Raw genomic sequence first — 21,974 nt, forward strand, 5'->3', positions numbered from 1 at the left:
CCTTGGCACCGCCCGATTGCGCCGCCATATGTAGAAGCGCTGGAGAGAGGACGAAACCTTGAACGCCATCGCCGAACTGAACGAACAGACCGACCGCTCGCTCCTGATCGTGGAGGACGACAAGCCGTTTCTGGAGCGGCTGTCGCGCGCCATGGAAACGCGCGGTTTTGCGGTGACGTCATGCGACACCGTCTCGGACGGTCTGGCGCAGATCGGCAAGGCGGCGCCGGCATTCGCCGTGGTCGATCTCCGGCTCGGTGACGGCAACGGTCTCGACGTGGTCTCGGCGCTAAAGAAGAAGCGCCCCGACGCCCGCGCGATCGTGCTGACCGGCTATGGCAACATCGCCACCGCCGTCACCGCGGTGAAGATGGGTGCGGTCGATTATCTCTCGAAGCCCGCGGACGCCGACGACGTCGTCGCGGCGCTGCTGTCGACCGGCTCGGACAAGTCCGAATTGCCGGCGAACCCGATGTCGGCCGACCGCGTGCGCTGGGAACACATCCAGCGCATCTACGAGATGTGCAACCGCAACGTCTCGGAGACGGCGCGCAGGCTCAACATGCACCGGCGTACGTTGCAGCGGATTCTGGCCAAGCGCGCGCCGCGGTAATCCTTGGCGTTTTACTCATGGCGCGCAGATGTCGGCCCCGAGGCTAAGACGGTGACGCGGGACAGCCATTTGCCGGAGCAGCCCGCAACGTCGCTTTTGCACGTTGTGACTGGACCGAGACTACGAGCTGAATCTGGCAGCATCGCAGTTCGGCGGAAGCGCGGGCGGTCTATTCATGACCATAGTAGCGCTGGTTGCATTGGTGGCGGCCCCGCTCGTAACTCGCCTCTCGGTCCGCGGGCCCTTTCAGAATGCTACCAACGTCGGCGAGCATTCGGACGTTCTTAAGACACTCTACGTAGGGCTTGTTGGAAAGCCAATCGAGGCCGAGTCCGCCAGCATAGGAAGACTGCGTCGAGGTCACGAACGACGTCAGTCCGGCTAGTGCGGCAAAGGTTAAGAGAGCGGTGCGGAAGGTTTTCATGGCACGTTTCCTTGTGGCTGGTTAGTTGCGGAACAAGCGATACCGTGCCGTACGTCTGAAGTATGTGCGGCCCGTCACGTCCGCTGCCGCTCATGAAAGAACGAAGCATCCACGTCGCTGCTTGATCTTCATGTTGCCGAACAAGAGTTCGGCGCCAACGACCGCTAATGTTTCCAGTCTGAGCGAAATCGTCCCGAAATTTCTCAAATTTTACCGGGTACCTCTTCCAGACATGTGGCCTGGGGAAGACATCCGGACGAAGGCCTACTCCCAAAACTCCGCATGCCCCTGCGGATCGACCAGCCGGTTGATCCGCAATGCCGCCGCCATCGCGAACCGCACCGTCATCTGCTTGCGCGTGGCCGCAGCGAGCTTGTGTTCGGGCGCTTCACACTGCAGGTGCGCGCCATAGGCGTCCGCGATGATCAGGCCGGTATCTTGCGGAAAGATCTCGCAAGGCAGGTCCTGCGTGAAGGCGAAGAACAGCCGGTCGCAATGCGCCCGGTATTCGTGCCATTTCTGATCGGCGCGCAAATCCTCCACCGAGGATTTGATCTCGACGATCCAGATCTCGCCACGCTCGTTCAGCGCGACGAGATCGGCGCGCCGCCCCGAGGGCAGCGGCAATTCGCTGATGCAGGTGAAGCCGAGCGAGCGCAACAACCGCGCCGTGCCGCGCGCGATCGCCAGCGCCGTCTCTGATTGACGGCGGTCCGGTGGCGGCACGATGGCAATGCGGGCGGTGTTGTCCATGGGGGGAGGATAGCCGATTCCGTCATCACTGTCGTCCCGGCGTAGGCCGGGACCCATAGCCACAGGGCGGCGTTAGGCTAAGATTCGTCGTTCGTACTTCTGCCAACCCAATCGATAGATCACGCGGTATGGGTCCCGCCCCCCGTGCGCAATTGCGCACTAGGCCGGGACGACCCTGTGTAGCGCGGAACCTCCCCTCCCCTACGCACTTATCACGCAGCCGCCGCACCTCGGCGGAACCACCGAGGCTGCGCGCGCATGATCGACGATCTCTGGTACAAGAACGCCATCATCTATTGCCTGTCCGTCGGCACCTATATGGACGCCAACGGCGACGGCATCGGCGATTTCAAGGGCCTGTTGCGCCGGCTCGATTATCTGCACGGCCTCGGCATCACCACGATCTGGCTGATGCCGTTCCAGACCTCGCCCGGCCGCGACGACGGCTACGATGTCGCGGATTATTACAGTGTCGATGCCCGCTACGGCACGCTCGGCGATTTCGTCGAGTTCACCCATGGCTGCAAGCAGCGCGGCATTCGCGTCATCATCGATCTCGTCGTGAACCACACCTCCGACCAGCATCCCTGGTTCAAGGCGGCGCGGAGCGACAGGAATTCGCCCTACCGCGACTGGTATGTCTGGTCCGACAAGAAGCCGGCCAACGCCAATCAGGGCATGGTGTTTCCCGGCGTTCAGAAATCGACCTGGACGCGCGACAAGGAAGCCGGCGCCTGGTACTTCCACCGCTTCTACGATTTCCAGCCCGATCTCAACACCTCGAACCCGCACGTGCAGGCCGAGATTTTGAAGATCATGGGCTTCTGGATCCAACTCGGCGTCTCAGGCTTCCGCATGGATGCCGTGCCTTTCGTCATCTCGACCAAAGGCGCCAAGGTGAAAAAGCCGGCCGAGCAGTACGACATGCTGCGGACGTTTCGTGAATTCCTGCAATGGCGGCAGGGCGATGCGATCATCCTCGCCGAGGCCAACGTGCTGCCAAAGACGGACATGGAATATTTCGGCCGCGATGCCGACCGCATGCATATGATGTTCAATTTCCAGGTCAACCAGCATTTGTTCTATGCGCTGGCTTCGTCCGATTCCCGGCCGCTGGGGAAAGCGCTGAAGGCGACCAAGCCGCGGCCGGCCTCGGCGCAATGGGGCCTGTTTCTGCGCAATCACGACGAGCTCGATCTCGGGCGATTGACCAAGGCGCAGCGCGACACCGTGTTCAAAAGCTTCGGTCCTGACAAGGACATGCAGCTCTACGACCGCGGCATTCGCCGTCGGCTGGCACCGATGCTGGGCGGCGACCGCCGGCGGCTCGAGCTCGCCTACAGCCTGATGTGCACACTGCCGGGAACGCCGGTCATCCGCTATGGCGACGAGATCGCGATGGGCGATGATCTTTCGCTGCTGGAACGCAATTGCGCGCGCACGCCGATGCAATGGTCGACGGAGCCGCATGGCGGCTTCACCACCAGCGACAAGCCGGCCTTGCCCGTCATCGACGAAGGACCGTACGGCTATCCGCACGTCAACGTCGCCAAGCAGCGCCGCGATCCCAACTCGATGCTGAACTGGACCGAGCGCATCGTCCGCATGCGCAAGGAGGTGCCGGAGATCGGCTGGGGCGATTTTTCGATCATCGCGACGCGCGATCCCGCCGTGTTCATCATGCGCTACGACTGGCGCAACAATTCCGTGCTGTTCGTGCACAATCTCGACGAGAAGCCGCGCGAGATCGCGTTCTCGGCGGGGCTGCCGGGCGAGGCCGGCGAGCACCTGATCAATCTGCTCGCGGAGGACCACAGCCACGCCGACAAGCGCGGCCAGCACCGCGTCGTGCTGGAGCCTTACGGTTATCGCTGGTACCGCGTCGGCGGATTGGACTATCTGTTGAAGCGGAGCGATATCGACAAGACGGTGCGGGGCAACAAGCATCCGGGGTAGGTGCCACAGCGTCGTCCCGGCGAAGGCTAAGATGGCGGAGTAACCACCACCCCCTCGTTGCCACGCAAATCCAGCACGCCTTCGATCCGCTCCCCCTCGCGATCCAGAAATGTCGACAGCAGAATCTCGCTGCCAAATCTGATCGCGCTGGTAGTGACCACGATCGGCTCAGGGCCGAGATTGAGCACCACGATCACCGCCCTGCCCTCGGCCTCGCGGCGATAGACCAGGAGATCGCCTTGCGCCGCGATCGGATGATAGTCGCCCGCGACCAGCGGCGGACAGCCCTTGCGCAACGCGATCAGGCGCTTGTAGAGCGTCAGGATCGAACGTGAATCGGCTTCGACATCGACGACGTTGTTGAGGATGCGATCCTCCGGCAGCGGCAGCCATGGCCTGACGTCCGAGAAACCGGCGAAGTTGGACGAATCCCACTGCATCGGCGTGCGACAGCCGTCGCGGCCGACACCGATGCCGGGCACGTTCTTCTCGAAGGGGTCCCGCACATCCTCAGGCGCGATCGCGAGCTGATGCATGCCGATCTCGTCGCCGTAATAGAGCGTCGGCGTGCCGCGCAGCGTCAGCAGCAGCATGGCGGCGACGCGGGCCTGCTCCGGCCCGACGCGGCTTGCGACGCGCGGGCGATCGTGATTGCCGAGCACCCAATTCGGCCAGGCGCCCTTCGGCAGCGCCTTCTCGTAATCCTCGACGATCTTCTCGATCGAGCGCGCGCTCCAGAAGGTCTGGAGCAGCGCGAAATTGAACGGCATCTGCGCGCCGGTGAGATCGTTGCCGTAATAGGCCATCAGGCGATGCAGCGGCAGATAGATCTCGCCGATCAGGACGCGGGCATCATAAGCATCCGTGACGCGGCGCATCTCGGCGATAACGTCGTGCACCTCCGGCTGGTCGGTGGAATATTGCGTGAGGATCGTTTCGTTGGGCGGCCGGCCCTCGACATAATGCGGATTTTGCGGGTTGTCGCGGAACTCGGCGTCCTTGATCAGGTGCCAGATCACGTCGACGCGAAAGCCATCGACGCCCTTCTCCAGCCAGAACCGCATCACGTCATAGATCGCCGCGCGGACATCGGGATTGCGCCAGTTGAGGTCCGGCTGCTGGGCGAGGAAGGCGTGATAGTAGTATTGACCGGTCGTCTCGTCGAACTCCCACGCGCTGCCGCCGAACTCGGACAGCCAATTGTTCGGCACGCCGCCACCATCGCCCGGATCGCGCCAGATGTACCAATCGCGTTTCGGATTGTCGCGCGAGGAGCGGCTCTCGACGAACCAGGGGTGCTGGTCCGAGGTGTGGTTCGGCACGAGGTCGAGGATCAGCTTGAGGCCGTTGTCATGCGCGGCGGCAAGAAGCGCATCGAAATCCGCCATCGTGCCGAACAGCGGCTCGATGCCGGTGTAGTCGGAGATGTCGTAGCCGAAATCGGCCATTGGCGAGGGGAAGATTGGCGACAGCCAGATCGCGTCGACGCCGAGCGATTTCACATAAGGCAGCCGCTGCAAAATGCCGGCGAGATCGCCGACCCCGTCGCCGTTTGAATCCTGAAAGGAGCGCGGGTAGACCTGATAGAAGATGCCGTCGCGCCACCAATTGCTGCCGCCCTGAGCCATGCGGGAAATCCATCCAAAACTGCTTCTCGCGCGGGAGAACGCGGAAGGAGCGCCCCGGTTCAAAACAGCAGGCGAATTGGGACGGCCGTGTGACGATGTCCGCCGCTGTTCCCGAGCCCGGGGGCAAATCTTTTGCTTGGCGGCATGGCAAAAATCGGCATTGTGGCGCCATGACAGAGCAAAACGAGACACAAGCCCAGGCAGGCGCGAAGGCGGGCGCGATCATCGTCCCCGTGACGCTGTTCGAGCAGAATTGCACCATCATCTGGGACGAGCCTTCCAAGAAGGCCGTGGTGATCGATCCCGGCGGCGACGTGCCGAAGATCCTGGACGCCATCAAGCAGACCGGCGTCACCGTGGAGAAGATCTGGCTCACTCACGGCCATATCGACCATGTCGGCGGCGCGGCTGAACTGCGCGACGCGCTGAAGGTGCCGATTGAGGGCCCGCACGTCGCGGACAAATTCCTGCTCGACAACGTGGTCGAGAGCGGCGCGCGCTTCGGCATGAGCGGGGTGCGCAATTTCGAGCCGGACCGCTGGCTCGACGAAGGCGACAGCGTGGCGATCGGCGATCTCCAGTTCGAGATCTATCATTGCCCCGGCCACTCGCCCGGCAGCGTGGTGTTCTTCAACAAGGACTTGCGCTTCGCCCATGTCGGCGACGTCCTGTTCGCTGGCTCGGTCGGACGCACCGATCTGCCCGGCGGCAGTCATGCGACCCTGATCGAGTCGATCAAGACCAAGCTGCTTCCGCTCGGCGACGATGTCGGCTTCATCTGCGGCCACGGCGCCGGCTCGAGCATCGGCCAGGAGCGGATGACCAACCCGTTCATCACCGGCGAGATGTGAACGCCTATTCCGCGGCGTCTGCAAACGCTGCGGGCTGGCTCAAGTTGCGGTCGCCCCAGTCGCGGATGGCGGCCACGACGGGCACAAAGCTCTTGCCCTTGCGGGTGAGGCGATACTCGACCTTCGGCGGCACCTCGCCGAAATCCTTGCGATCGATCAGGCCGCTCGCCGTCAGCGCCTTCAACTCGCGGCTCAGCACGCGCGGGGTGATCTCGGCGCTGCCTTCCGTGCCGCGCAACAGGCCGCTGCGGATTTCACCATAGCGGCGCGGGCCGTCCTTGAGGTCCCAGACGATGCGCAGCTTGTACTTGCCGCTGATCATCTTCTGAAAGGCCGCGACCGGACAGTTGCGCGCGGGGACAGTCTTTGTCCTTTCCCTGGCCATGTCGTTTCCTCCATGTGCGAGCTTTTTTGTTTTGACGCGTTTTCTTCACGCGAACCGGTATCCACTTCGCTCGAAAACGCTTTGGCCGAGCATAGGAGCGACGCCGAAAAAGTCCATACTATCAATTTTGTCCATACTTGCAGGATCGCATCCAGCACGCAGATGATGACGCACAACGCCAACAGGGAGCGTCACATGAAGCACTTCATGATCCGATACGAATTCAAGAACGGCACGACGGAGGCCTGGCACCAGGAGGTCGGCCGCTTCATCAAGGCGATCGACGGCGATCCGGAGCTGAAAGGACGGATCGGCTATCGCGTCCTGAAGAACCGCGACAATGGCAGCTATTTCCATCTCGCCAGCGTCAGCGACGAAGCCGCGCAAAAGGCGCTGCAATCGCGCGACTTCTTCAAGGCCTATCAGGAGATGACGCGCAAGGTCGCCGGCGGCGAGGTGACGGCGACTCCGATCGAATGGATCGGCGCGACGGCCTGACTTATTTCATCAATCCCGCGGCGGTGAGCGCGCGCGTGATGATCTGGCCGAGATCGAAGCCGCGGGCCTCCTCGCGCTTCGGCTCGGCCGGCTCTTCGGCGACAGCGGCGCGAATCGAGCGGGCCAGATGCGGCGCGGACGAGCGGGCCGGCGTCGGCTCGGCCTTCTTCGCTGCGTCGGGGATCCAGCCGGTGAGGCCGAAGAATTTGGCGATGTGATAGGACGAGGAGATGCCGGCCTCGATCAGGAACGCGCCTTCCACGCCATAGCGCTGGTCGTTGTCGGCAAGGCCGAGCGGCGTGCCGTGGGCCATATCGGTGATGGCGTAGGACTCGACGAGAGTCTCGCCGTCCTTGTTCCACCAGGCCTGGCGCGGATAGCCGTCGATGTCAGTTTCCGCCATCGGCGCCTCAGGCAGATCGTGCAGGTCGAGCCATTGCTTGACTATCTCGTTGGCATTGCCGGGGTTGACGGTGCGATCGGCGCTGCCGTGCCACACCGAGATCCTGGGCCAGGGCCCGCGATGATCCGAGGCCCGCCGCACCAGATCGCCAAGTTCGCGCGCCGGCCGCTCCGGGGAATGAAACATGCCGTCGAGCGCCTCGCGCAGATTGGTCGCGATGCCGTAGGGAAGTCCCGCGATGACCGCACCGGCCGCGAAGACTTCGGGATAGGTCGCGAGCATCACCGACGTCATGCCGCCGCCGGCCGACAGGCCCGTGATGAAGATGCGGCGGGGATCGATGCGATGCGTCTCGGTCATATGCGCGATCATCTCGCGAATCGAGCACGCCTCGCCGCTGTCCCGCGCCGTGTCTTCCGGATTGAACCAGTTGAAGCAGGTGTTGCTGTTGTTGACGCGCTGCTGCTCGGGCATCAACAGCGCGAAGCCGTAGTGCTCGGCGAGCGTCGACCATCCGGCACCGAGGTCGTAGCTTGCCGCCGTCTGGCCGCAGCCGTGCAGCACGACGACGAGCGCGCGCGGCTTCTGCAGTTGCGGCGGCACGAACGCGAACAGGCGCAGATTGCCGGGATTGTCGCCGAAGCCCGTAACCTCTTGCAATGGACTGGACGCATCGGCGCTCCTGCCAAACTCGGCGAAGCGCAATCCGTCCAGCTTTGGCAGACGTCTCAAGAGATCGACATTTCTGGTTAACGACACGGCAACTCCTGGCAGGCGACGTTCAACGTCCACCCAAACCAAATAGTTGCTGCAGCGCAAAATAAAAAGACCGTGTGCTGTCGATGACGCGCTAAATCGCAGGAAAACCTGCAGAAATCCGCACGTATTAACCGCGATGCCTCAACTTCGTGCAGATGCGCGGCGCATCCACGCCAGGAATGCGGCGCAGATCATGATTAATGTCACGAACAGCGCGAGCGAGACGAGAAATCCTGCGCGCGCTGATTGCACGGCTTCGGCGGCAAAAAACACGGCGCCGATTGCGGCCACTCCGGCCGCATTTCCGATCTGCGCCGTGGTGCCGTAAATGCCGGAGGCAGAACCTGCGGCCACAGGCTTCACCGTCGAGAGCACCGCGCCGGACAGCGGCGCCATCACCAGCCCCTGACCGTAGCCGAAGACGATCATGGTGAGCGCGAGCAGGAGCGCGGACGGCGCATCGACAGAGAACGCGACAAGCGCAAGCGCCGCGAGGCCCGCAATCTGAAGCGCGCAACCTTCGATCAAGACCCTGGTGCCGCGATGGCGCGCCCGTGCACCACTATGGCGCGAGGCCACGACGAAAGCGAGCGCGAGCGGAATGAAGGCCATGCCGGCCGCGAGCGGCGGGATGTTCAGCCCTCGCTGCATGAACAACGTCATGACCAGATAGAACGAGAGATTGGCACAGAAGAAAAAGAATGCCGCGCCAAGGCCGCGCAGGAAAGCGGCGTTTGCCAGCAGCGAGAGATCGATCAGCGGCATGCCGCCGGCGCGTGCGACCGCATGCTCCAGTTTCGGGAATGCCAGGAGAATCACGGCGCCGATCGCCATCACCAGACACAGCCACGGCGCCCAGCCGACATCGTGACCGAGCAGCAGCGGACCGGTCATGCAGAGCAATCCGGCGAACAGGACGACGCTGCCCGCGATATCGAGCCGCGTGCCGGCGCGATGCGGCACCGAGGGCATGATGCGCCAGGCCGCAGCCGCGATGACGAGACCGCACGGCACATTGACGAAGAATACCGAGCGCCAGCCGGTGCCGGCGAGATCGATCGTGACCAGGAGACCGCCGAGCACAAAGCCCGCGGCACCCGCGAGTCCCAGCACGATGCCGTAGATGGCGAAGGCGCGGTTGCGCTGTCCGTCGGTGAACAGGAGATGCAGCGTCGCCAGCACCTGCGGCACCATCAGCGCGGCGGAAGCACCCTGTGTCAGCCGCGCGACGATCAATTCCGCACCGGATTGCGCCAGTCCGCACCACAGCGACGTCAGGGTGAAACCGAGCAGGCCAGCCAGGAACACGTTCCTGGTGCCGTGAATGTCGCCAAGCCGGCCGCCGGTGACGACCAGCGTAGCATAGGCGATCAGGTAGATCGCGATGACGGATTCGATCTGCGCAGGCGATGCCTTCAACTCGACCGCGATGGTCGGAATGGCGACGTTGACCACGAAAGCATCGACGCCGAACATGAACTGGGCGGCCACGACGATCGCCAGCACCCACCAGCGACGCGACGTATCGATCTGCTTTGTGACGGTTTGATGCATCGGCGCGCGACCTTTCGGATGTCGTTGCCGATCATCGCAGGCCTAATGCGGTGCCGCGATTACCTCGAAGGTAGGATGCCCGCGCGTTCCGCCACTGTCTGCGTGCCACGGAGAGGGAGACGACACACGCATGGCTGCATTCCGCCGCGCGGGACATCGCGCGATTGCGTTCGCTGTCTCCAGCACGTAGCTTCGCGCCACAAACAAGCAAAAAATCAAGCCGGAGAGAACGCCATGGCGCGCCTGAAGTTCGGAGCCTTCCTTGCCCCGCATCATCCGATCGGGGAGCATCCGATGCTCCAGTTCCGGCGCGATCTCGACCTGGTCGAGCAGTTGGATAGCCTCGGCTATGACGAGTTCTGGTGCGGCGAGCATCATTCCTCCGGCTGGGAAATGATCGCCTCGCCGGAGATGTTCCTGGCGGCGGCCGGCGAGCGCACCAAGCGGATCAAGCTCGGCACCGGCGTGGTGTCGCTGCCCTATCACCATCCCTACAACGTCGCGCAGCGCATGGTGCAGCTCGACCACATGACCGGCGGCCGCGCCATCTTCGGCTCCGGTCCCGGCGCGCTCGCCTCCGACGCGCATACGCTCGGCATCGATCCGATGACGCAGCGCGACCGCCAGGACGAGGCGATCGGGGTGATCCGCCGCCTCTTCAATGGCGAGCGCGTCACCGCGAAGAGTGACTGGTTCACCATGAACGACGCCGCGCTGCAGCTGCTGCCGTTGCAGGAGGAAATGCCGTTCGTGGTGGCCTCGCAGATCTCGCCCTCCGGCATGACGCTCGCCGGCAAATACGGCATCGGTATCATCTCGCTGGGTTCGATGACGACGCAGGGGCTGATGTCGCTGCAGCAGCAATGGCAGTTCGCCGAGGACGCGGCGAAAAAGCACGGCACCAAAGTCGATCGCGCGAACTGGCGCGTGCTGCTGACCTGGCACATCGCCGAGACCCGCGAGCAGGCGCGCCGCGAGGCCGGCACCGGGCTGATGCGCTGGCACAACGAATATAATGTCGGCACGCTACAGCGGCCGGGCCTGACTGCGTTCGCCTCACCCGACGAGGCCGTGGACAAGACCGCTTTCGTCGACGGCGCGGCCTCCGTCATCGGCACGCCCGACGACCTCGTCAAGATGATCAAGAACGTGATGCAGGTCTCCGGCGGAGTCGGTGCCGTCATCGGCTTCGTGCACGACTGGGCCAACCCGGAGAACACGCGCCGGAGCTGGGACCTTGTCGCGCGCTACGTCGTGCCCGAGATCAACGGCTACATCGACGGCCTGCGCAAGTCGCAAAAATTCGTGATCGAGAACCGCGCGATCTTCGAGCGCGCGGGACAGGCCGTGATGGCCAAGATCATGGAAAACGAGAAGGCCGCCGAGGCGCTGAAGGTGACCGGCGCCGGCCGCGTCGCGATTCCGGCCGTCAATGCGCCGGATTTGCAGAAGGAAGCGGCGAAGCGGTAGCGCAGAGTCCTCGTCACGGATTGTGCTATGTTGGCCGGGTCTCGCCAACCGGAGCAATCGTCATGTCGATGCAGAATGTGGCCGCGCCTGCGCTCGGCTTCACTCCGCCCAAGCGCAACGAGCTGACCCACATCCCCGGCGACGAAGGCTGGCCGATCATCGGCAAGACCTTCCAGGTGCTCGCCGACCCCAAGGGGCATATCGAGGCGAATGGTGCCAAATACGGCCTGGTCTATCGCACGCATTTCTTCGGCGAGACCAATGTCGTGCTGCTTGGCCCCGAGGCCAACGAACTCGTGCTGTTCGACCAGCAAAAGCTGTTCTCCTCGACCCATGGCTGGAACAAGGTGCTCGGCCTGTTGTTTCCGCGCGGATTGATGCTGCTGGATTTCGAGGAGCACCGGCTGCACCGCAAGGCGCTGTCGGTCGCATTCAAGTCCGGACCGATGAAATCGTATCTGAGCGATCTCGACCGCGGCATCGCCGCCCGCGTCGCGCAGTGGAAGGCAAAGCCCGGCGAGATGCAGCTTTATCCGGCGATGAAGCAGCTCACGCTCGATCTCGCCGCCGCGTCTTTTCTCGGCGCCGATATCGGGCCGGAGGTCGACGAGATCAACCGCGCTTTCGTCGACATGGTCGCCGCCGCCGTCGCCCCGATCCGCCGACCGCTGCCCGGCACGCAGATGGCGGCCGGCGTCAGGGGACGCAAGCGCATCGTCGCTTATTTCCGCGAGCAGATTCCGCTGCGACGCGGCAATCACGGCGGTGATGACCTGTTCTCGCAGCTCTGCCGCGCAACCCACGAGGACGGCGCGCTGCTCTCGGAACAGGACATCATCGACCACATGAGCTTTCTGATGATGGCGGCGCACGACACGCTGACCTCGTCACTGACCTCGTTCATCGGCGAGCTCGCGGCAAATCCCGACTGGCAGGACAAGCTTCGCGCGGAGGTCATGGCGCTGGGGCTCGCCCCCGATGCGCCGAGCAGCTTCGACGATCTCGAAAAGATGCCGCTGTCGGAGATGGCGTTCAAGGAAGCGCTGCGGATCAAGCCGCCGGTGCCCTCAATGCCGCGCCGCGCCATGCGCGATTTCACTTTCAAGGGCTTTTCGATTCCGGCCGGCACCGCGATCGGCGTCAATCCGCTCTACACCCACCACATGAAGGACATCTGGCCGGAGCCGGATCGCTTCGATCCGCTGCGCTTCACCGAGGAGGCCCAGCGCAACCGCCACCGCTTCGCCTGGGTCCCGTTCGGCGGCGGCGCGCATATGTGCCTCGGCCTGCACTTCGCCTACATGCAGGCCAAATGCTTCGCGCGGCACTTCTTGCAGAACATCGAGGTATCGCTCGAGCCCGGCTACAAGCCGGACTGGCAGATGTGGCCGATCCCGAAACCGCGCGACGGATTGCGGGTGCGGGTGAAGGCGGTGTGAGCATCGCAGTCGTCATTGCTTCGTCGCTTCGCTCCTCGCAATGACGAAATTATCCGGCCCCCTGATCGAACGCCTTGCGCAGGGCCACGTAGCCCTGCTGCTGCTGGCTCCAGTTGCGGCCGCCGGTCATCGCGCCGTCGATGACGAGGTCATGGCCGTTGATGAAGCTGGATTCGTCGCTGGCCAGGAACACCGCTGCGTGGGCGATGTCATCGGGAAGGCCGGCACGCGGGATCGGCTGCGCGGTCTTGTAGACCTCGCGCATCACCGCCGGCGTCTTCTCCGCCGCGTCGGTCGAAAGCCCGAGCGCCTTGCCGAAAATGCCGGTCGCGATGGCGCCGGGCGAGATCGAGTTGACGCGGACGTTGGATTCGCCGAGCTCCATCGCCACACATTTGGTGAGGTGGATCACCGCCGCCTTGGCCGCACCATAGACCATCGACGACGAGAAGCCGGCGAGACGGCCGGCGATGCTGCCATTGTTGATGATGCTGCCAAAGCCCTGCTTCTTCATGTGGGGCGCGGCGTGCTTCATGCCGAGCATGACGCTGCGCACCAAGGTCGCCATCGCCGCGTCGAAGCGCTCGACCTCGAGGCCTTCGATGCCGCCGGTCTGCGCCGGGCCGCCGGCATTGTTGAACAGGCAGTCGATGCGGCCGAATTTGCCCACCGCGAGCGCGATCAGCGCCTGCATCTGCGCTTCGACCGTCACATCCGTCTGGCGGAAGACGCAATTCGGCCCGAGCTGCTTCGCCAGCGCCTCGCCTTCCGGTATGCGCCGGCCCGCGATCACAATTTTGGCACCTTCGGCAACGAAGACTTCAGCAGTGCGCAACCCGATCCCGCTCGTCGCGCCCGTGATCACCGCGACCTTGCCATCCAACCTGCCCATGGAATGTCCCTGTTTTCTAACCCCTTGACGCCAAATGGCGGACACCGATCTACGACGGCGCCGCGACAGTTGGCGCCGCAGCAGGCACTATTCCTGCCGGCTTCCGACAAGGCAAGCTTTGCTTGGGGCCGGCGACATGCGTAACATTCCTGGCGACCGCTCGATTGTCGAACGCATATCGCCACCGGATCGCGCATGGGGAAGCTGATCGACGAATTCCGCAAGGGCTGGCAGGGCGTGGCACCGCCATCGCTCGGCCTGAGCCTCGCGTTTGCGGTCGCCTGCCTGCTGGTTGCGACGCTGGCGCGCTGGGCTCTCGCCCATGTGCGGCCCGACGTCTATTTCACGCCGTATTTCCCGGCCGTATTCTTTGCGGCCGCGTTCGGCGGCTTCCGCATCGGCATCATCGCGGCGCTGGTCGGCGGCGTGCTCGGCGTCGTCGTGAATTTTGGCGATGCCCTTGCCGATAACGCGCGATTCGCCCTGCTGGCGCTCTATTGGGCGGTCAGCGCCCTCACCATCTGGGGCGTCGAGCATTATCGCTCGCTCCTTGTCGAGCAGCGCCGGATATCCAGACGCCTGATCGAGGAGGAAGACTATCGCAAGCTGCTGGTCGACGAGCTCCAGCACCGGCTGAAGAACAAGCTGTCGACGGTGCATGCGGTGCTGCATCAAGTGTTGCACGATCAGCCGCAAATCTGGGCCCGGATCGATCCGCGACTGCGGTCGCTTGCCGCGACCGACGATTTGATCTCGCGGATCGACAAGGCCGGCTGCGACATTCGCGACCTCCTGATCTCCGAGCTCGGCCCTTATGGCCATGTCCGCTTCACGCTGAACGGCGACCGGCTGTTCCTGCCGCCGAAGCTTGCGGTCACACTGTCCCTGATGTTTCACGAACTCGCCACCAACGCGGGCAAATATGGCGCGTTCTCCGCGCCACGCGGGTTGTTGCAGGTGTCATGGACCGTCAGCGACGACCGTCTGACCGTGACCTGGGATGAAACCGAGGGCCCGAGCGTCGACAAGGTCTCCGAGCCGGGTTTCGGCACCAAGCTGTTGAAGTCCGCGCTGTCGGCCTTCGACGGCAAGACGGAGGTCTCCTATCTCAGGACCGGACTTCATTGCACCATGCAATGCCGCATCCCCAAGGACGGTTAGACACGGCGCAACCGAAAGCCGTTCGCGCGCTTCGTTCGCGGTTTCGCCGGACGCGTTGACGCCCTGTTAATGACGATGGGCTGCGCGCGTCGCATCGCCGCAAAACACCACCGTAATTCTCCGGACCCCTTAACCAAACTTAAGAGAGAACCGCGCAAGATCGCGGCCATTGCAAAGGCGTGCTGAAACAACAAGATTCATGACTTCTATGAACGACAACAAATATTCCGGCGCGGGCGAAGCCGAACTCGGATTTCTCAAGGAAATCGTTAGAATGCTGCCTGCCGGCCTGACCGTGCAGGACGCGCAAGGCGAACTTCTCCTGGTCAACGATGTCGCGGCCGCCCAGCTCGGCATGGACGGCAGCCGCCCCTCGCGCGATCTCGCGCCCCGCCAGGAAGCCTGCCGGCAGGCTCTGAGCTCCGGCCGTGCGGTCGTCGCCGAGGAAGCGCTCCACGACGGAGCCGCACGCCAGGTGCTGCTGACCACCCACCGTCCGGTCCGCTTCGACGGACGCGAGCTGCTGATCTCGGCCTCCTCCGACATCACCGAGCAGAAGAATTTCGAGGACCAGCTGTTCCGCTCGGCCTATTTCGACGAGCTGACCGGCCTGCCCTCGCGGCGCGTGATCGAACATCGCGCCACCAGCCTGCTCGCGCAGGGTCGCGCCGGCGAGCGCTTTGCGCTCGCCTTTCTTGACGTCGACAATTTCAAGCACATCAACGACTATTACGGCCACGCGGTGGGCGATGCCCTGCTGGTCGAGCTGTCGAAGCGCCTTGGACGCGGCTTGCGCGACTCGGACATGCTGTCGCGCATCTCCGGCGACGAGTTCCTGCTGCTGCTGTCACCGATCCAGAGCCAGGAGGAAGTCGCCGAGTTCATGCAGTCGACGCTGGAGCGGCTGACCGCGCCGTTCTTCATCGACAATTCGGAAGTGTTCGCCTCAACCTCCGTCGGCATCAGCCTCTACCCCGATCACGGAAGCAGCTTCGAGACACTGCGTCAGAACGCCGACATCGCGATGTACCGCATCAAGAATGACGGCAAGGGATCGGCGGCCTTCTTCGACTCCAGCATGGAGCGCGAGGCGCTGGCGCGCATGAAGATCGAGCAGTCGCTGCGGCAGGCCATCCTCGAGAAGCGCTTCTGCTGCGCCTTCCAGTCCAAGGTCGACATCCGTACGCAGGAGGTAAAGGGCATCGAGGCCCTGGTGCGGCTGCGTGATGACGAGGGCGTGATCCAGGCGCCGGGCTCGTTCATCAATCTTGCCACCGAACTCGGGCTGATCGACGAGCTGACCCATCTCGTGCTCGCCGAAATCGTCAAGTCGATCGACCTGATCAACGAGACGTTCGGTGCGGAAGCGACCATCAGCATCAACGTCGCGGCCAAGCAGGCCGGCAACCCCGAATTCATGCGCAGCTTTGCCCAGGCGCTCGACGACACCGGCTTTCCGCAGCGCTTCATGATCGAGGTGACGGAAGACGCCTTCGTCGCCAAGAATCATTTCCAGGCCGAGATCCTGCCGATGTTCCGCAAGCTCGGCGTCGCCATCTCGATCGACGATTTCGGCACCGGCTATTCCTCGCTCTCGGCGCTGGCCGACATCACCGCGGACGAGATCAAGATCGACCGCTCCTTCATCACCGATATCCATAAGCGTCCGCGCAACCAAGGCATCCTGCGCGCGATCGAATCCCTGAGCGAAGCGCTCGGCATGACCGTGATCGCCGAAGGCATCGAATCCTACGAGGAGCTCGCCTACCTCCAGGCTGCGACCAAGATCCGTTACGCGCAGGGCTATTATTTTTCCCGGCCGATCTTCCTGGAGGAGCTGAAGCTCGCAACGCCCATCTCCAGCGAAGCACGCGCCAGCGTCACAAACCGCTCGACGCAACAGAACCGGCAGGGCTATTCCCGCGCGAACGGATATCGGCGGTAACCCCGGGCCTGATCGTTACTTTGCAAAGCCTGAGCAACCCGTTCCACGGGTGAGGTCATAATTGCATCTGCCGATTTCCTCGGCAGAAGCGATCCGGCGCGGCCGGGCCGGGACAATGTCACACATGCCCGTCGCGTGGTCTGCCGGAAGGTGGAATTGCAATGTCCGCACGGTTGTGCAAATCGCTATGGCCAAAGAATTCATCAGGAGGGACCACCGTGCGTCGATCGCTCATCTTAGCAACAACCATCCTCGCCCTCGCCGCGGGCACCTCCGCACAGGCCGACGATCTCAAGGTCGCGCTGATCTACGGCAAGACCGGCCCGCTCGAGGCCTATGCCAAGCAGACCGAGACCGGCCTGCAGATGGGTTTTGAATACGCCACGAAGGGCACCATGACGCTCGACGGGCGCAAGATCGTCGTCATCACCAAGGACGACCAGGGCAAGCCGGATCTCTCCAAGGCCGCTCTCGCGGAAGCCTATCAGGACGACAAGGCCGACATCGCGATCGGCACGACCTCGTCGGCCGCGGCACTCGCGATCCTGCCCGTCGCCGAGGAGAACAAGAAGATCCTGATCGTCGAGCCCGCGGTCGCGGACCAGATTACCGGCGAGAAGTGGAATCGCTACATCTTCCGCACCGCGCGCAACTCGTCGCAGGACGCGATTTCGAACGCGGTCGCGATCGGCAAGCAGGGCGTCACCGTCGCGACGCTGGCGCAGGACTACGCCTTCGGCCGCGACGGCGTCGCCGCCTTCAAGGAGGCGCTCGGCAAGACCGGCGCGACGCTCGCCGCCGAAGAATATGCCCCGACCTCCACCACCGACTTCACCGCGGTTGGCCAGCGCCTATTCGACGCGCTGAAGGACAAGCCGGGCCGCAAGGTGATCTGGGTGATCTGGGCCGGCGCCGGCAATCCGTTGGCAAAACTCCAGGACATGGATCCGAAGCGCTACGGCATCGAACTGTCCACCGGCGGCAACATCCTGCCGGCGCTCGCCGCCTACAAGGGCCTGCCCGGCATGGAAGGCGCGACCTATTATTTCTACGCGATCCCGAAGAACCCTGTGAATGATTGGTTCGTCGCCGAGCACCAGAAGCGCTTCAACGCGCCGCCAGACTTCTTCACCGCGGGCGGGTTCGCCGCCGCGATGTCCGTCGTCGCCGCCGTCACCAAGGCGAAGTCGACCGACACCGAGAAGCTGATCACGGCCATGGAAGGCCTGGAGTTCGACACGCCGAAGGGCAAGATGATGTTCCGCAAGGAAGACCATCAGGCGCTCCAGAGCATGTATCACTTCAAGGTCAAGGTCGATCCGAACGTCGCCTGGGCCGTGCTCGAGCCGGTGCGCGAGCTGAAGATCGAGGACATGAACGTTCCGATCAAGAACAAGCGCTAGGTGCTTCTCCACCTCTCCCGCTTGCGGGAGAGGCCGGGAGAGGGCTCTGTCCTTCTGGGGGTTCTCGATTGCGGAGACACCCTCGCAGTAGCCGATGCTCCGCATCGGCGTTCTTTCAAGAACGGCGGCCGTAGGCCGCCTGTGCCTCTCCCGCAAGCGGGGGAGGCAGCGCAGCGTGATCGCGGACAAGTTCTCCTCTCATCATTGCCAGACCCATGACGCTGACTCTCGAAACCCGCGACCTCACCATCCGCTTCGGCGGCCATGTCGCGGTCAACAGCGTCACCTGCAGCTTCCGCCCGGGCGAGCTCACCGCGATCGTCGGCCCGAACGGCGCCGGCAAGACGACTTATTTCAACCTGATCTCCGGCCAGCTCCGCGCATCGAGCGGCAGCATTCTGTTCGATGGCACCGACATCACCCAACATTCCGCGCCGATGCGGACGCGCGCGGGCCTCGGGCGCGCGTTCCAGCTCACAAGCCTCTTTCCGAACCTCTCGGTGGAGGAGAACGTGCGCCTTGCCGTGCAGGCCGCCAACGGCACTCACTACGACATGCTGCGGCCCTGGACGGTCCGCCGCGATCTGATCGCCCGCGCCGATGCTATCCTGGATCAGGTCGCGCTCGGCGGCCGCCGTGGCGTCGCCGCGACCGCACTGTCGCATGGCGATCAGCGCAAGCTCGAGGTCGCGCTGATGATGGCGCTCGAACCGAAGATTTTCATGTTCGACGAGCCGACCGCAGGCATGAGCATCGACGAGGTCCCGGTCGTGCTGAACCTGATCGCGCAGCTCAAGCAGGACAAGAGCAGGATCATTCTCCTGGTCGAGCACAAGATGGACGTCGTCCGATCGCTCGCCGACCGCATCATCGTGCTGCATAACGGGCAGCTCGTGGCCGACGGTCCGCCGGCCGAAGTGATCGCGTCACCGATCGTGCAGGAAGCCTATCTCGGTGTCGCGCCCAAGACATCTGAAGGGAATAAAGTTGCAGGGGGCGCAGCATGACCGATCTGTTGAGGCTCTCCGGCGTGCACACCCATATCGGCCGCTATCACATCCTCCAGGGCATCGACATCGCTGTCGCGCGGGGGCAGACCACGATGCTGCTCGGCCGCAATGGCGCCGGCAAGACCACGACGTTGCGCACCATCATGGGCCTCTGGCAGGCTTCCTCCGGCGAGATCAGCCTCGCCGGCGAGCGCATCGAGAGCCGTGCGACGCCCGACATCGCGCGGCTCGGCGTCGGCTACGTGCCGGAGAGCATGGCAGTGTTTTCCGACCTCACGGTGAAGGAGAACCTGGTGTTGGCGGTGCGCGCCGGGCCGCTCGATGACGCCCAGCTCGACTGGATTTTTGGCTTCTTCCCGGCGCTGCGCCGGTTCTGGCTGTCGCGCGCGGGAAGTCTCTCGGGCGGACAGAAGCAGATGTTGTCGATTGCCCGCGCCATCGTCGAACCGCGCAAGCTCCTGCTGATCGACGAGCCCACCAAGGGACTGGCTCCAGCGATCGTGATGGCGCTGATCGAGTGCCTGAAGGAGATCAAGCGCAAGGGCGCCACGATCCTGATGGTCGAGCAGAATTTCTTTGCCGCCCGCGAGCTCGGCGACAACGTGCTGGTGATGGACAACGGCACCATCGTTCATCGCGGCGAGATGGCGGCCTTGGCCTCCGACGTGCCGCTGCAGGAGCGGCTGCTCGGCCTGAGCCTGGAGACGCATCAATGACCGAGCTCGCCGCAACCGATCCGCTGCCGAAGCCGAAGCGCGACATCGCGCCGATCCTGCTGCCGATCGCCGTCGCCCTCGTGATGATCCCGCTGATCGGCTCCCCCAGCACCTGGCTGACGCTGACGGCCGCGAGCCTCGCGATGGGCATGATGATCTTCATCATGGCCTCCGGGCTCACGCTCGTGTTCGGCTTGATGGACGTGCTCAATTTCGGCCATGGCGCCTTCATCGCGGTCGGGGCCTACGTCGCGACCCTGGTGCTGGCGCCGTTCGCCGCTTCCCTCCAGGCGGATTCGCTGTGGATCAACCTCGCGGTGCTGGCGCCGGCGGCATTGCTGTCGATGGCGGTCTCCGGCGCGCTCGGCCTGATTGTCGAGCGGGTGCTGATCCTGCCCGTCTACGGCCAGCATCTAAAGCAGATCCTGATGACGACGGGCGGCCTGATCGTCGCCGAACAGACGCTGTATGCGGTGTGGGGGCCGCAGATCATCCCGACGCCACTGCCGACGTCGTTGCGCGGCTCCTTCATCCTCGGCGACGTCGCGATCGCGAAATACCGCGTGCTGGCGACGCTGATCGGCCTTGCCGTCTTCATCGCGATCCAGCTCGTGCTCAACCGCACCAAGCTCGGGCTTCTGATCCGCGCCGGCGTCGAGAACCGCGAGATGGTCGAGGCGCTCGGCTATCGCATCCGCCGTCTGTTCCTCGGCGTGTTCATGACGGGGTCGGCGCTGGCCGGCCTCGGCGGCGTGATGTGGGCGCTATATCGCGAGCAGGTCCACGCCTCCATGAGCGACGACCTCACGGTCTTGATCTTCATCGTCGTCATCATCGGCGGCCTCGGCTCGATCGGCGGCTGCTTCATCGGCGCGATCCTGGTCGCGATGATTGCCAATTACGGCGGCTTCCTGGTGCCGAAGCTCGCCCTCGTCTCCAACATCCTGCTGATGGTCGCCATTCTGATGTGGCGGCCGCGCGGCCTCTATGCGGTGACCAGCCGATGATGATCCTGTCAGGCGATCCGCCGAAGAGCCGCGTACTCACGCTCGTTCTCGTCCTCATCATCCTGGCGCTAGTGGCGACGCCGTTCCTGTTCCCCGGGGCGAAAGCGCTGAACGTCGCGGCCAAGATCTGCGTCTTCGCCGCGCTGGTCGCCTCCTACGATTTGCTGCTCGGCTATACCGGCTCGGTGTCGTTCGCACACACCATGTTCTACGGGATCGGCAGCTACGCGATCGCGATCGCGCTGTACGGGATGGGCCCGAACTGGGGTGCGGTTGCAACCGGCATCGTGATCGGCCTGCCGCTTGCCGCACTGCTTGCACTTGCGATCGGACTGTTCTCGCTGCGGGTCGCCGCGATCTTTTTCGCCATGATCACGCTCGCGGTTGCATCCGCCTTCCAGGTGCTGGCCTCGCAGCTGTCCTGGCTGACCGGCGGCGAAGATGGCCGCAGCTTTCAGCTGCCCGAGCTGCTCAGGCCCGGCACGGTGCTGATCTCCAGGAACGTGCTGGGATTCGAAGTCAACGGCCGCATCCTGACCTACTATCTGGTGTTCGCCGTCTCGGCCCTGATGATCCTCGCATTGCTGCGGGTGGTGAATTCGCCGTTCGGGCGCGTGCTGCAGGCTATCCGCGAGAACCGCTTCCGCGCCGAGGCGCTCGGCTTCCGCACCGTCTTCCACCTGAGCTACGCCAACTGCATCGCCGCACTGGTCGCCGCCGGCGCCGGCATTCTCAATGCATTGTGGCTGCGTTATGCCGGCCCCGATACCTCGCTCAGCTTCTCGATCATGCTGGACATTCTCCTGATGGTCGTGATCGGCGGCATGGGCACGATCTACGGCGCGATCATCGGCGCCACCATCTTCATTCTCGCCCAGAACTATCTGCAGGCGCTGATGGGCGTCGCCTCTAAGGCGGCGTCGGAAGCCGGTCTGCCGCTGCTGCCGGGGCTGTTGCATCCGGACCGCTGGCTGCTGTGGCTCGGGCTGCTCTTCATCGCCAGCGTCTACTTCTTTCCGACCGGCGTGGTCGGACGGCTGCGCAATCTCGGCGGCGACAAGAGCGCGGGCAGCTCGCATTAACGCACGATTCATGATGCAGCGCGGC

The 21,974-nt window shown here is 63.9% G+C and carries 20 protein-coding genes; 13 read left to right on the forward strand and 7 right to left on the reverse strand.

Annotation, left to right across the window (positions count from 1 at the left end):
* Positions 1 to 58 precede the first annotated feature (58 nt).
* Complete coding sequence (locus IVB45_RS36050; RefSeq protein WP_007598178.1) at positions 59 to 613, forward strand: ActR/PrrA/RegA family redox response regulator transcription factor; 555 nt, start codon at positions 59 to 61, stop codon at positions 611 to 613.
* A gap of 169 nt (positions 614 to 782) precedes the next feature.
* On the opposite strand, the gene IVB45_RS36055 is transcribed toward IVB45_RS36050, so the two are convergent.
* Positions 783 to 1,037, reverse strand: coding sequence for a hypothetical protein (locus IVB45_RS36055; protein ID WP_027566055.1), 255 nt, complete (start codon positions 1,035 to 1,037; stop codon positions 783 to 785).
* A 264-nt stretch (positions 1,038 to 1,301) separates the two neighbouring features.
* Positions 1,302 to 1,790, reverse strand: coding sequence for an MmcB family DNA repair protein (locus IVB45_RS36060; protein WP_247357492.1), 489 nt, complete (start codon positions 1,788 to 1,790; stop codon positions 1,302 to 1,304).
* Positions 1,791 to 2,048: 258 nt separating this feature from the next.
* On the opposite strand from IVB45_RS36060, the gene IVB45_RS36065 reads away from it, so the two are divergent.
* On the forward strand, positions 2,049 to 3,746 hold the full coding sequence (locus IVB45_RS36065; RefSeq protein WP_247357491.1) for an alpha-amylase family protein: 1,698 nt from the start codon (positions 2,049 to 2,051) through the stop codon (positions 3,744 to 3,746).
* A 26-nt stretch (positions 3,747 to 3,772) separates the two neighbouring features.
* Here the strand turns inward: IVB45_RS36065 and IVB45_RS36070 are convergent, their stop codons facing one another.
* Positions 3,773 to 5,374 (reverse strand): alpha-amylase family glycosyl hydrolase, encoded by a 1,602-nt coding sequence (locus tag IVB45_RS36070; protein WP_247357490.1) that lies wholly within the window; start codon positions 5,372 to 5,374, stop codon positions 3,773 to 3,775.
* A 170-nt stretch (positions 5,375 to 5,544) separates the two neighbouring features.
* Between IVB45_RS36070 and IVB45_RS36075 the strand changes: the two genes are divergently transcribed.
* Positions 5,545 to 6,225, forward strand: a complete 681-nt coding sequence (locus IVB45_RS36075) for an MBL fold metallo-hydrolase (protein ID WP_247357489.1) — start codon at positions 5,545 to 5,547, stop codon at positions 6,223 to 6,225.
* Between the two features lie 4 nt (positions 6,226 to 6,229).
* Here IVB45_RS36075 and IVB45_RS36080 read toward each other — a convergent pair whose 3' ends face one another.
* The gene (locus tag IVB45_RS36080; protein WP_247285180.1) at positions 6,230 to 6,610 is read right to left on the reverse strand and encodes a helix-turn-helix domain-containing protein; all 381 of its coding nucleotides are present in this window, start codon (positions 6,608 to 6,610) and stop codon (positions 6,230 to 6,232) included.
* 195 nt (positions 6,611 to 6,805) lie between these two features.
* Between IVB45_RS36080 and IVB45_RS36085 the strand changes: the two genes are divergently transcribed.
* A complete protein-coding gene (locus IVB45_RS36085; RefSeq protein ID WP_245286135.1) occupies positions 6,806 to 7,108 on the forward strand; it encodes a hypothetical protein in 303 nt (100 codons plus the stop codon).
* Between the two features lies 1 nt (position 7,109).
* On the opposite strand, the gene IVB45_RS36090 is transcribed toward IVB45_RS36085, so the two are convergent.
* Entirely contained in the window at positions 7,110 to 8,270 is a 1,161-nt protein-coding gene (locus IVB45_RS36090; protein WP_247357488.1) for a PHB depolymerase family esterase, read from the reverse strand.
* Positions 8,271 to 8,411: 141 nt separating this feature from the next.
* A complete protein-coding gene (locus IVB45_RS36095) occupies positions 8,412 to 9,824 on the reverse strand; it encodes an MFS transporter (RefSeq protein WP_247357487.1) in 1,413 nt (470 codons plus the stop codon).
* Positions 9,825 to 10,058: 234 nt separating this feature from the next.
* On the opposite strand from IVB45_RS36095, the gene IVB45_RS36100 reads away from it, so the two are divergent.
* Positions 10,059 to 11,294, forward strand: a complete 1,236-nt coding sequence (locus IVB45_RS36100) for an LLM class flavin-dependent oxidoreductase (RefSeq protein ID WP_247357486.1) — start codon at positions 10,059 to 10,061, stop codon at positions 11,292 to 11,294.
* A gap of 62 nt (positions 11,295 to 11,356) precedes the next feature.
* Positions 11,357 to 12,733 carry a cytochrome P450 gene (locus IVB45_RS36105; RefSeq protein ID WP_247357485.1) on the forward strand — a complete coding sequence of 459 codons (1,377 nt, stop codon included), beginning with the start codon at positions 11,357 to 11,359 and terminating at the stop codon, positions 12,731 to 12,733.
* A 49-nt stretch (positions 12,734 to 12,782) separates the two neighbouring features.
* Here IVB45_RS36105 and IVB45_RS36110 read toward each other — a convergent pair whose 3' ends face one another.
* Entirely contained in the window at positions 12,783 to 13,625 is an 843-nt protein-coding gene (locus IVB45_RS36110) for a glucose 1-dehydrogenase (RefSeq protein WP_247357484.1), read from the reverse strand.
* A gap of 195 nt (positions 13,626 to 13,820) precedes the next feature.
* On the opposite strand from IVB45_RS36110, the gene IVB45_RS36115 reads away from it, so the two are divergent.
* The 7 genes from IVB45_RS36115 (at position 13,821) to IVB45_RS36145 (ending at position 21,949) form a co-directional block, all read left to right on the forward strand.
* Complete coding sequence (locus IVB45_RS36115; protein WP_247357483.1) at positions 13,821 to 14,786, forward strand: sensor histidine kinase; 966 nt, start codon at positions 13,821 to 13,823, stop codon at positions 14,784 to 14,786.
* Positions 14,787 to 14,994: 208 nt separating this feature from the next.
* Positions 14,995 to 16,731, forward strand: a complete 1,737-nt coding sequence (locus IVB45_RS36120; protein WP_247357482.1) for an EAL domain-containing protein — start codon at positions 14,995 to 14,997, stop codon at positions 16,729 to 16,731.
* Between the two features lie 218 nt (positions 16,732 to 16,949).
* The gene (locus IVB45_RS36125; protein WP_247357481.1) at positions 16,950 to 18,134 is read left to right on the forward strand and encodes a substrate-binding domain-containing protein; all 1,185 of its coding nucleotides are present in this window, start codon (positions 16,950 to 16,952) and stop codon (positions 18,132 to 18,134) included.
* A gap of 215 nt (positions 18,135 to 18,349) precedes the next feature.
* A complete protein-coding gene (locus tag IVB45_RS36130; protein ID WP_027566070.1) occupies positions 18,350 to 19,141 on the forward strand; it encodes an ABC transporter ATP-binding protein in 792 nt (263 codons plus the stop codon).
* Positions 19,138 to 19,860, forward strand: coding sequence for an ABC transporter ATP-binding protein (locus IVB45_RS36135; protein ID WP_247357480.1), 723 nt, complete (start codon positions 19,138 to 19,140; stop codon positions 19,858 to 19,860). The genes IVB45_RS36130 and IVB45_RS36135 overlap by 4 nt, the downstream gene beginning before the upstream one ends.
* Positions 19,857 to 20,867, forward strand: a complete 1,011-nt coding sequence (locus IVB45_RS36140; RefSeq protein ID WP_027566072.1) for a branched-chain amino acid ABC transporter permease — start codon at positions 19,857 to 19,859, stop codon at positions 20,865 to 20,867. Before IVB45_RS36135 ends, IVB45_RS36140 begins: the two co-directional genes overlap by 4 nt.
* Complete coding sequence (locus IVB45_RS36145; protein WP_247357479.1) at positions 20,864 to 21,949, forward strand: branched-chain amino acid ABC transporter permease; 1,086 nt, start codon at positions 20,864 to 20,866, stop codon at positions 21,947 to 21,949. Before IVB45_RS36140 ends, IVB45_RS36145 begins: the two co-directional genes overlap by 4 nt.
* Positions 21,950 to 21,974 lie beyond the last annotated feature (25 nt).

The sequence above is a fragment of the Bradyrhizobium sp. 4 genome, assembly GCF_023100905.1.
GTDB lineage: Bacteria > Pseudomonadota > Alphaproteobacteria > Rhizobiales > Xanthobacteraceae > Bradyrhizobium.

What these genes read in the sequence shown, in the direction of transcription:
- IVB45_RS36105 (WP_247357485.1), top strand. Translation starts at nt 11,357, where the DNA reads ATGTCGATGCAGAATGTGGCCGCGCCTGCGCTCGGCTTCACTCCGCCC.
- IVB45_RS36085 (WP_245286135.1), top strand. Translation starts at nt 6,806, where the DNA reads ATGAAGCACTTCATGATCCGATACGAATTCAAGAACGGCACGACGGAG.
- IVB45_RS36135 (WP_247357480.1), top strand. Translation starts at nt 19,138, where the DNA reads ATGACCGATCTGTTGAGGCTCTCCGGCGTGCACACCCATATCGGCCGC.
- IVB45_RS36120 (WP_247357482.1), top strand. Translation starts at nt 14,995, where the DNA reads ATGAACGACAACAAATATTCCGGCGCGGGCGAAGCCGAACTCGGATTT.
- IVB45_RS36145 (WP_247357479.1), top strand. Translation starts at nt 20,864, where the DNA reads ATGATGATCCTGTCAGGCGATCCGCCGAAGAGCCGCGTACTCACGCTC.
- IVB45_RS36130 (WP_027566070.1), top strand. Translation starts at nt 18,350, where the DNA reads ATGACGCTGACTCTCGAAACCCGCGACCTCACCATCCGCTTCGGCGGC.
- IVB45_RS36070 (WP_247357490.1), bottom strand. Translation starts at nt 5,374, where the DNA reads ATGGCTCAGGGCGGCAGCAATTGGTGGCGCGACGGCATCTTCTATCAG.
- IVB45_RS36115 (WP_247357483.1), top strand. Translation starts at nt 13,821, where the DNA reads ATGGGGAAGCTGATCGACGAATTCCGCAAGGGCTGGCAGGGCGTGGCA.
- IVB45_RS36110 (WP_247357484.1), bottom strand. Translation starts at nt 13,625, where the DNA reads ATGGGCAGGTTGGATGGCAAGGTCGCGGTGATCACGGGCGCGACGAGC.
- IVB45_RS36075 (WP_247357489.1), top strand. Translation starts at nt 5,545, where the DNA reads ATGACAGAGCAAAACGAGACACAAGCCCAGGCAGGCGCGAAGGCGGGC.
- IVB45_RS36060 (WP_247357492.1), bottom strand. Translation starts at nt 1,790, where the DNA reads ATGGACAACACCGCCCGCATTGCCATCGTGCCGCCACCGGACCGCCGT.
- IVB45_RS36095 (WP_247357487.1), bottom strand. Translation starts at nt 9,824, where the DNA reads ATGCATCAAACCGTCACAAAGCAGATCGATACGTCGCGTCGCTGGTGG.
- IVB45_RS36055 (WP_027566055.1), bottom strand. Translation starts at nt 1,037, where the DNA reads ATGAAAACCTTCCGCACCGCTCTCTTAACCTTTGCCGCACTAGCCGGA.
- IVB45_RS36100 (WP_247357486.1), top strand. Translation starts at nt 10,059, where the DNA reads ATGGCGCGCCTGAAGTTCGGAGCCTTCCTTGCCCCGCATCATCCGATC.
- IVB45_RS36080 (WP_247285180.1), bottom strand. Translation starts at nt 6,610, where the DNA reads ATGGCCAGGGAAAGGACAAAGACTGTCCCCGCGCGCAACTGTCCGGTC.
- IVB45_RS36140 (WP_027566072.1), top strand. Translation starts at nt 19,857, where the DNA reads ATGACCGAGCTCGCCGCAACCGATCCGCTGCCGAAGCCGAAGCGCGAC.
- IVB45_RS36065 (WP_247357491.1), top strand. Translation starts at nt 2,049, where the DNA reads ATGATCGACGATCTCTGGTACAAGAACGCCATCATCTATTGCCTGTCC.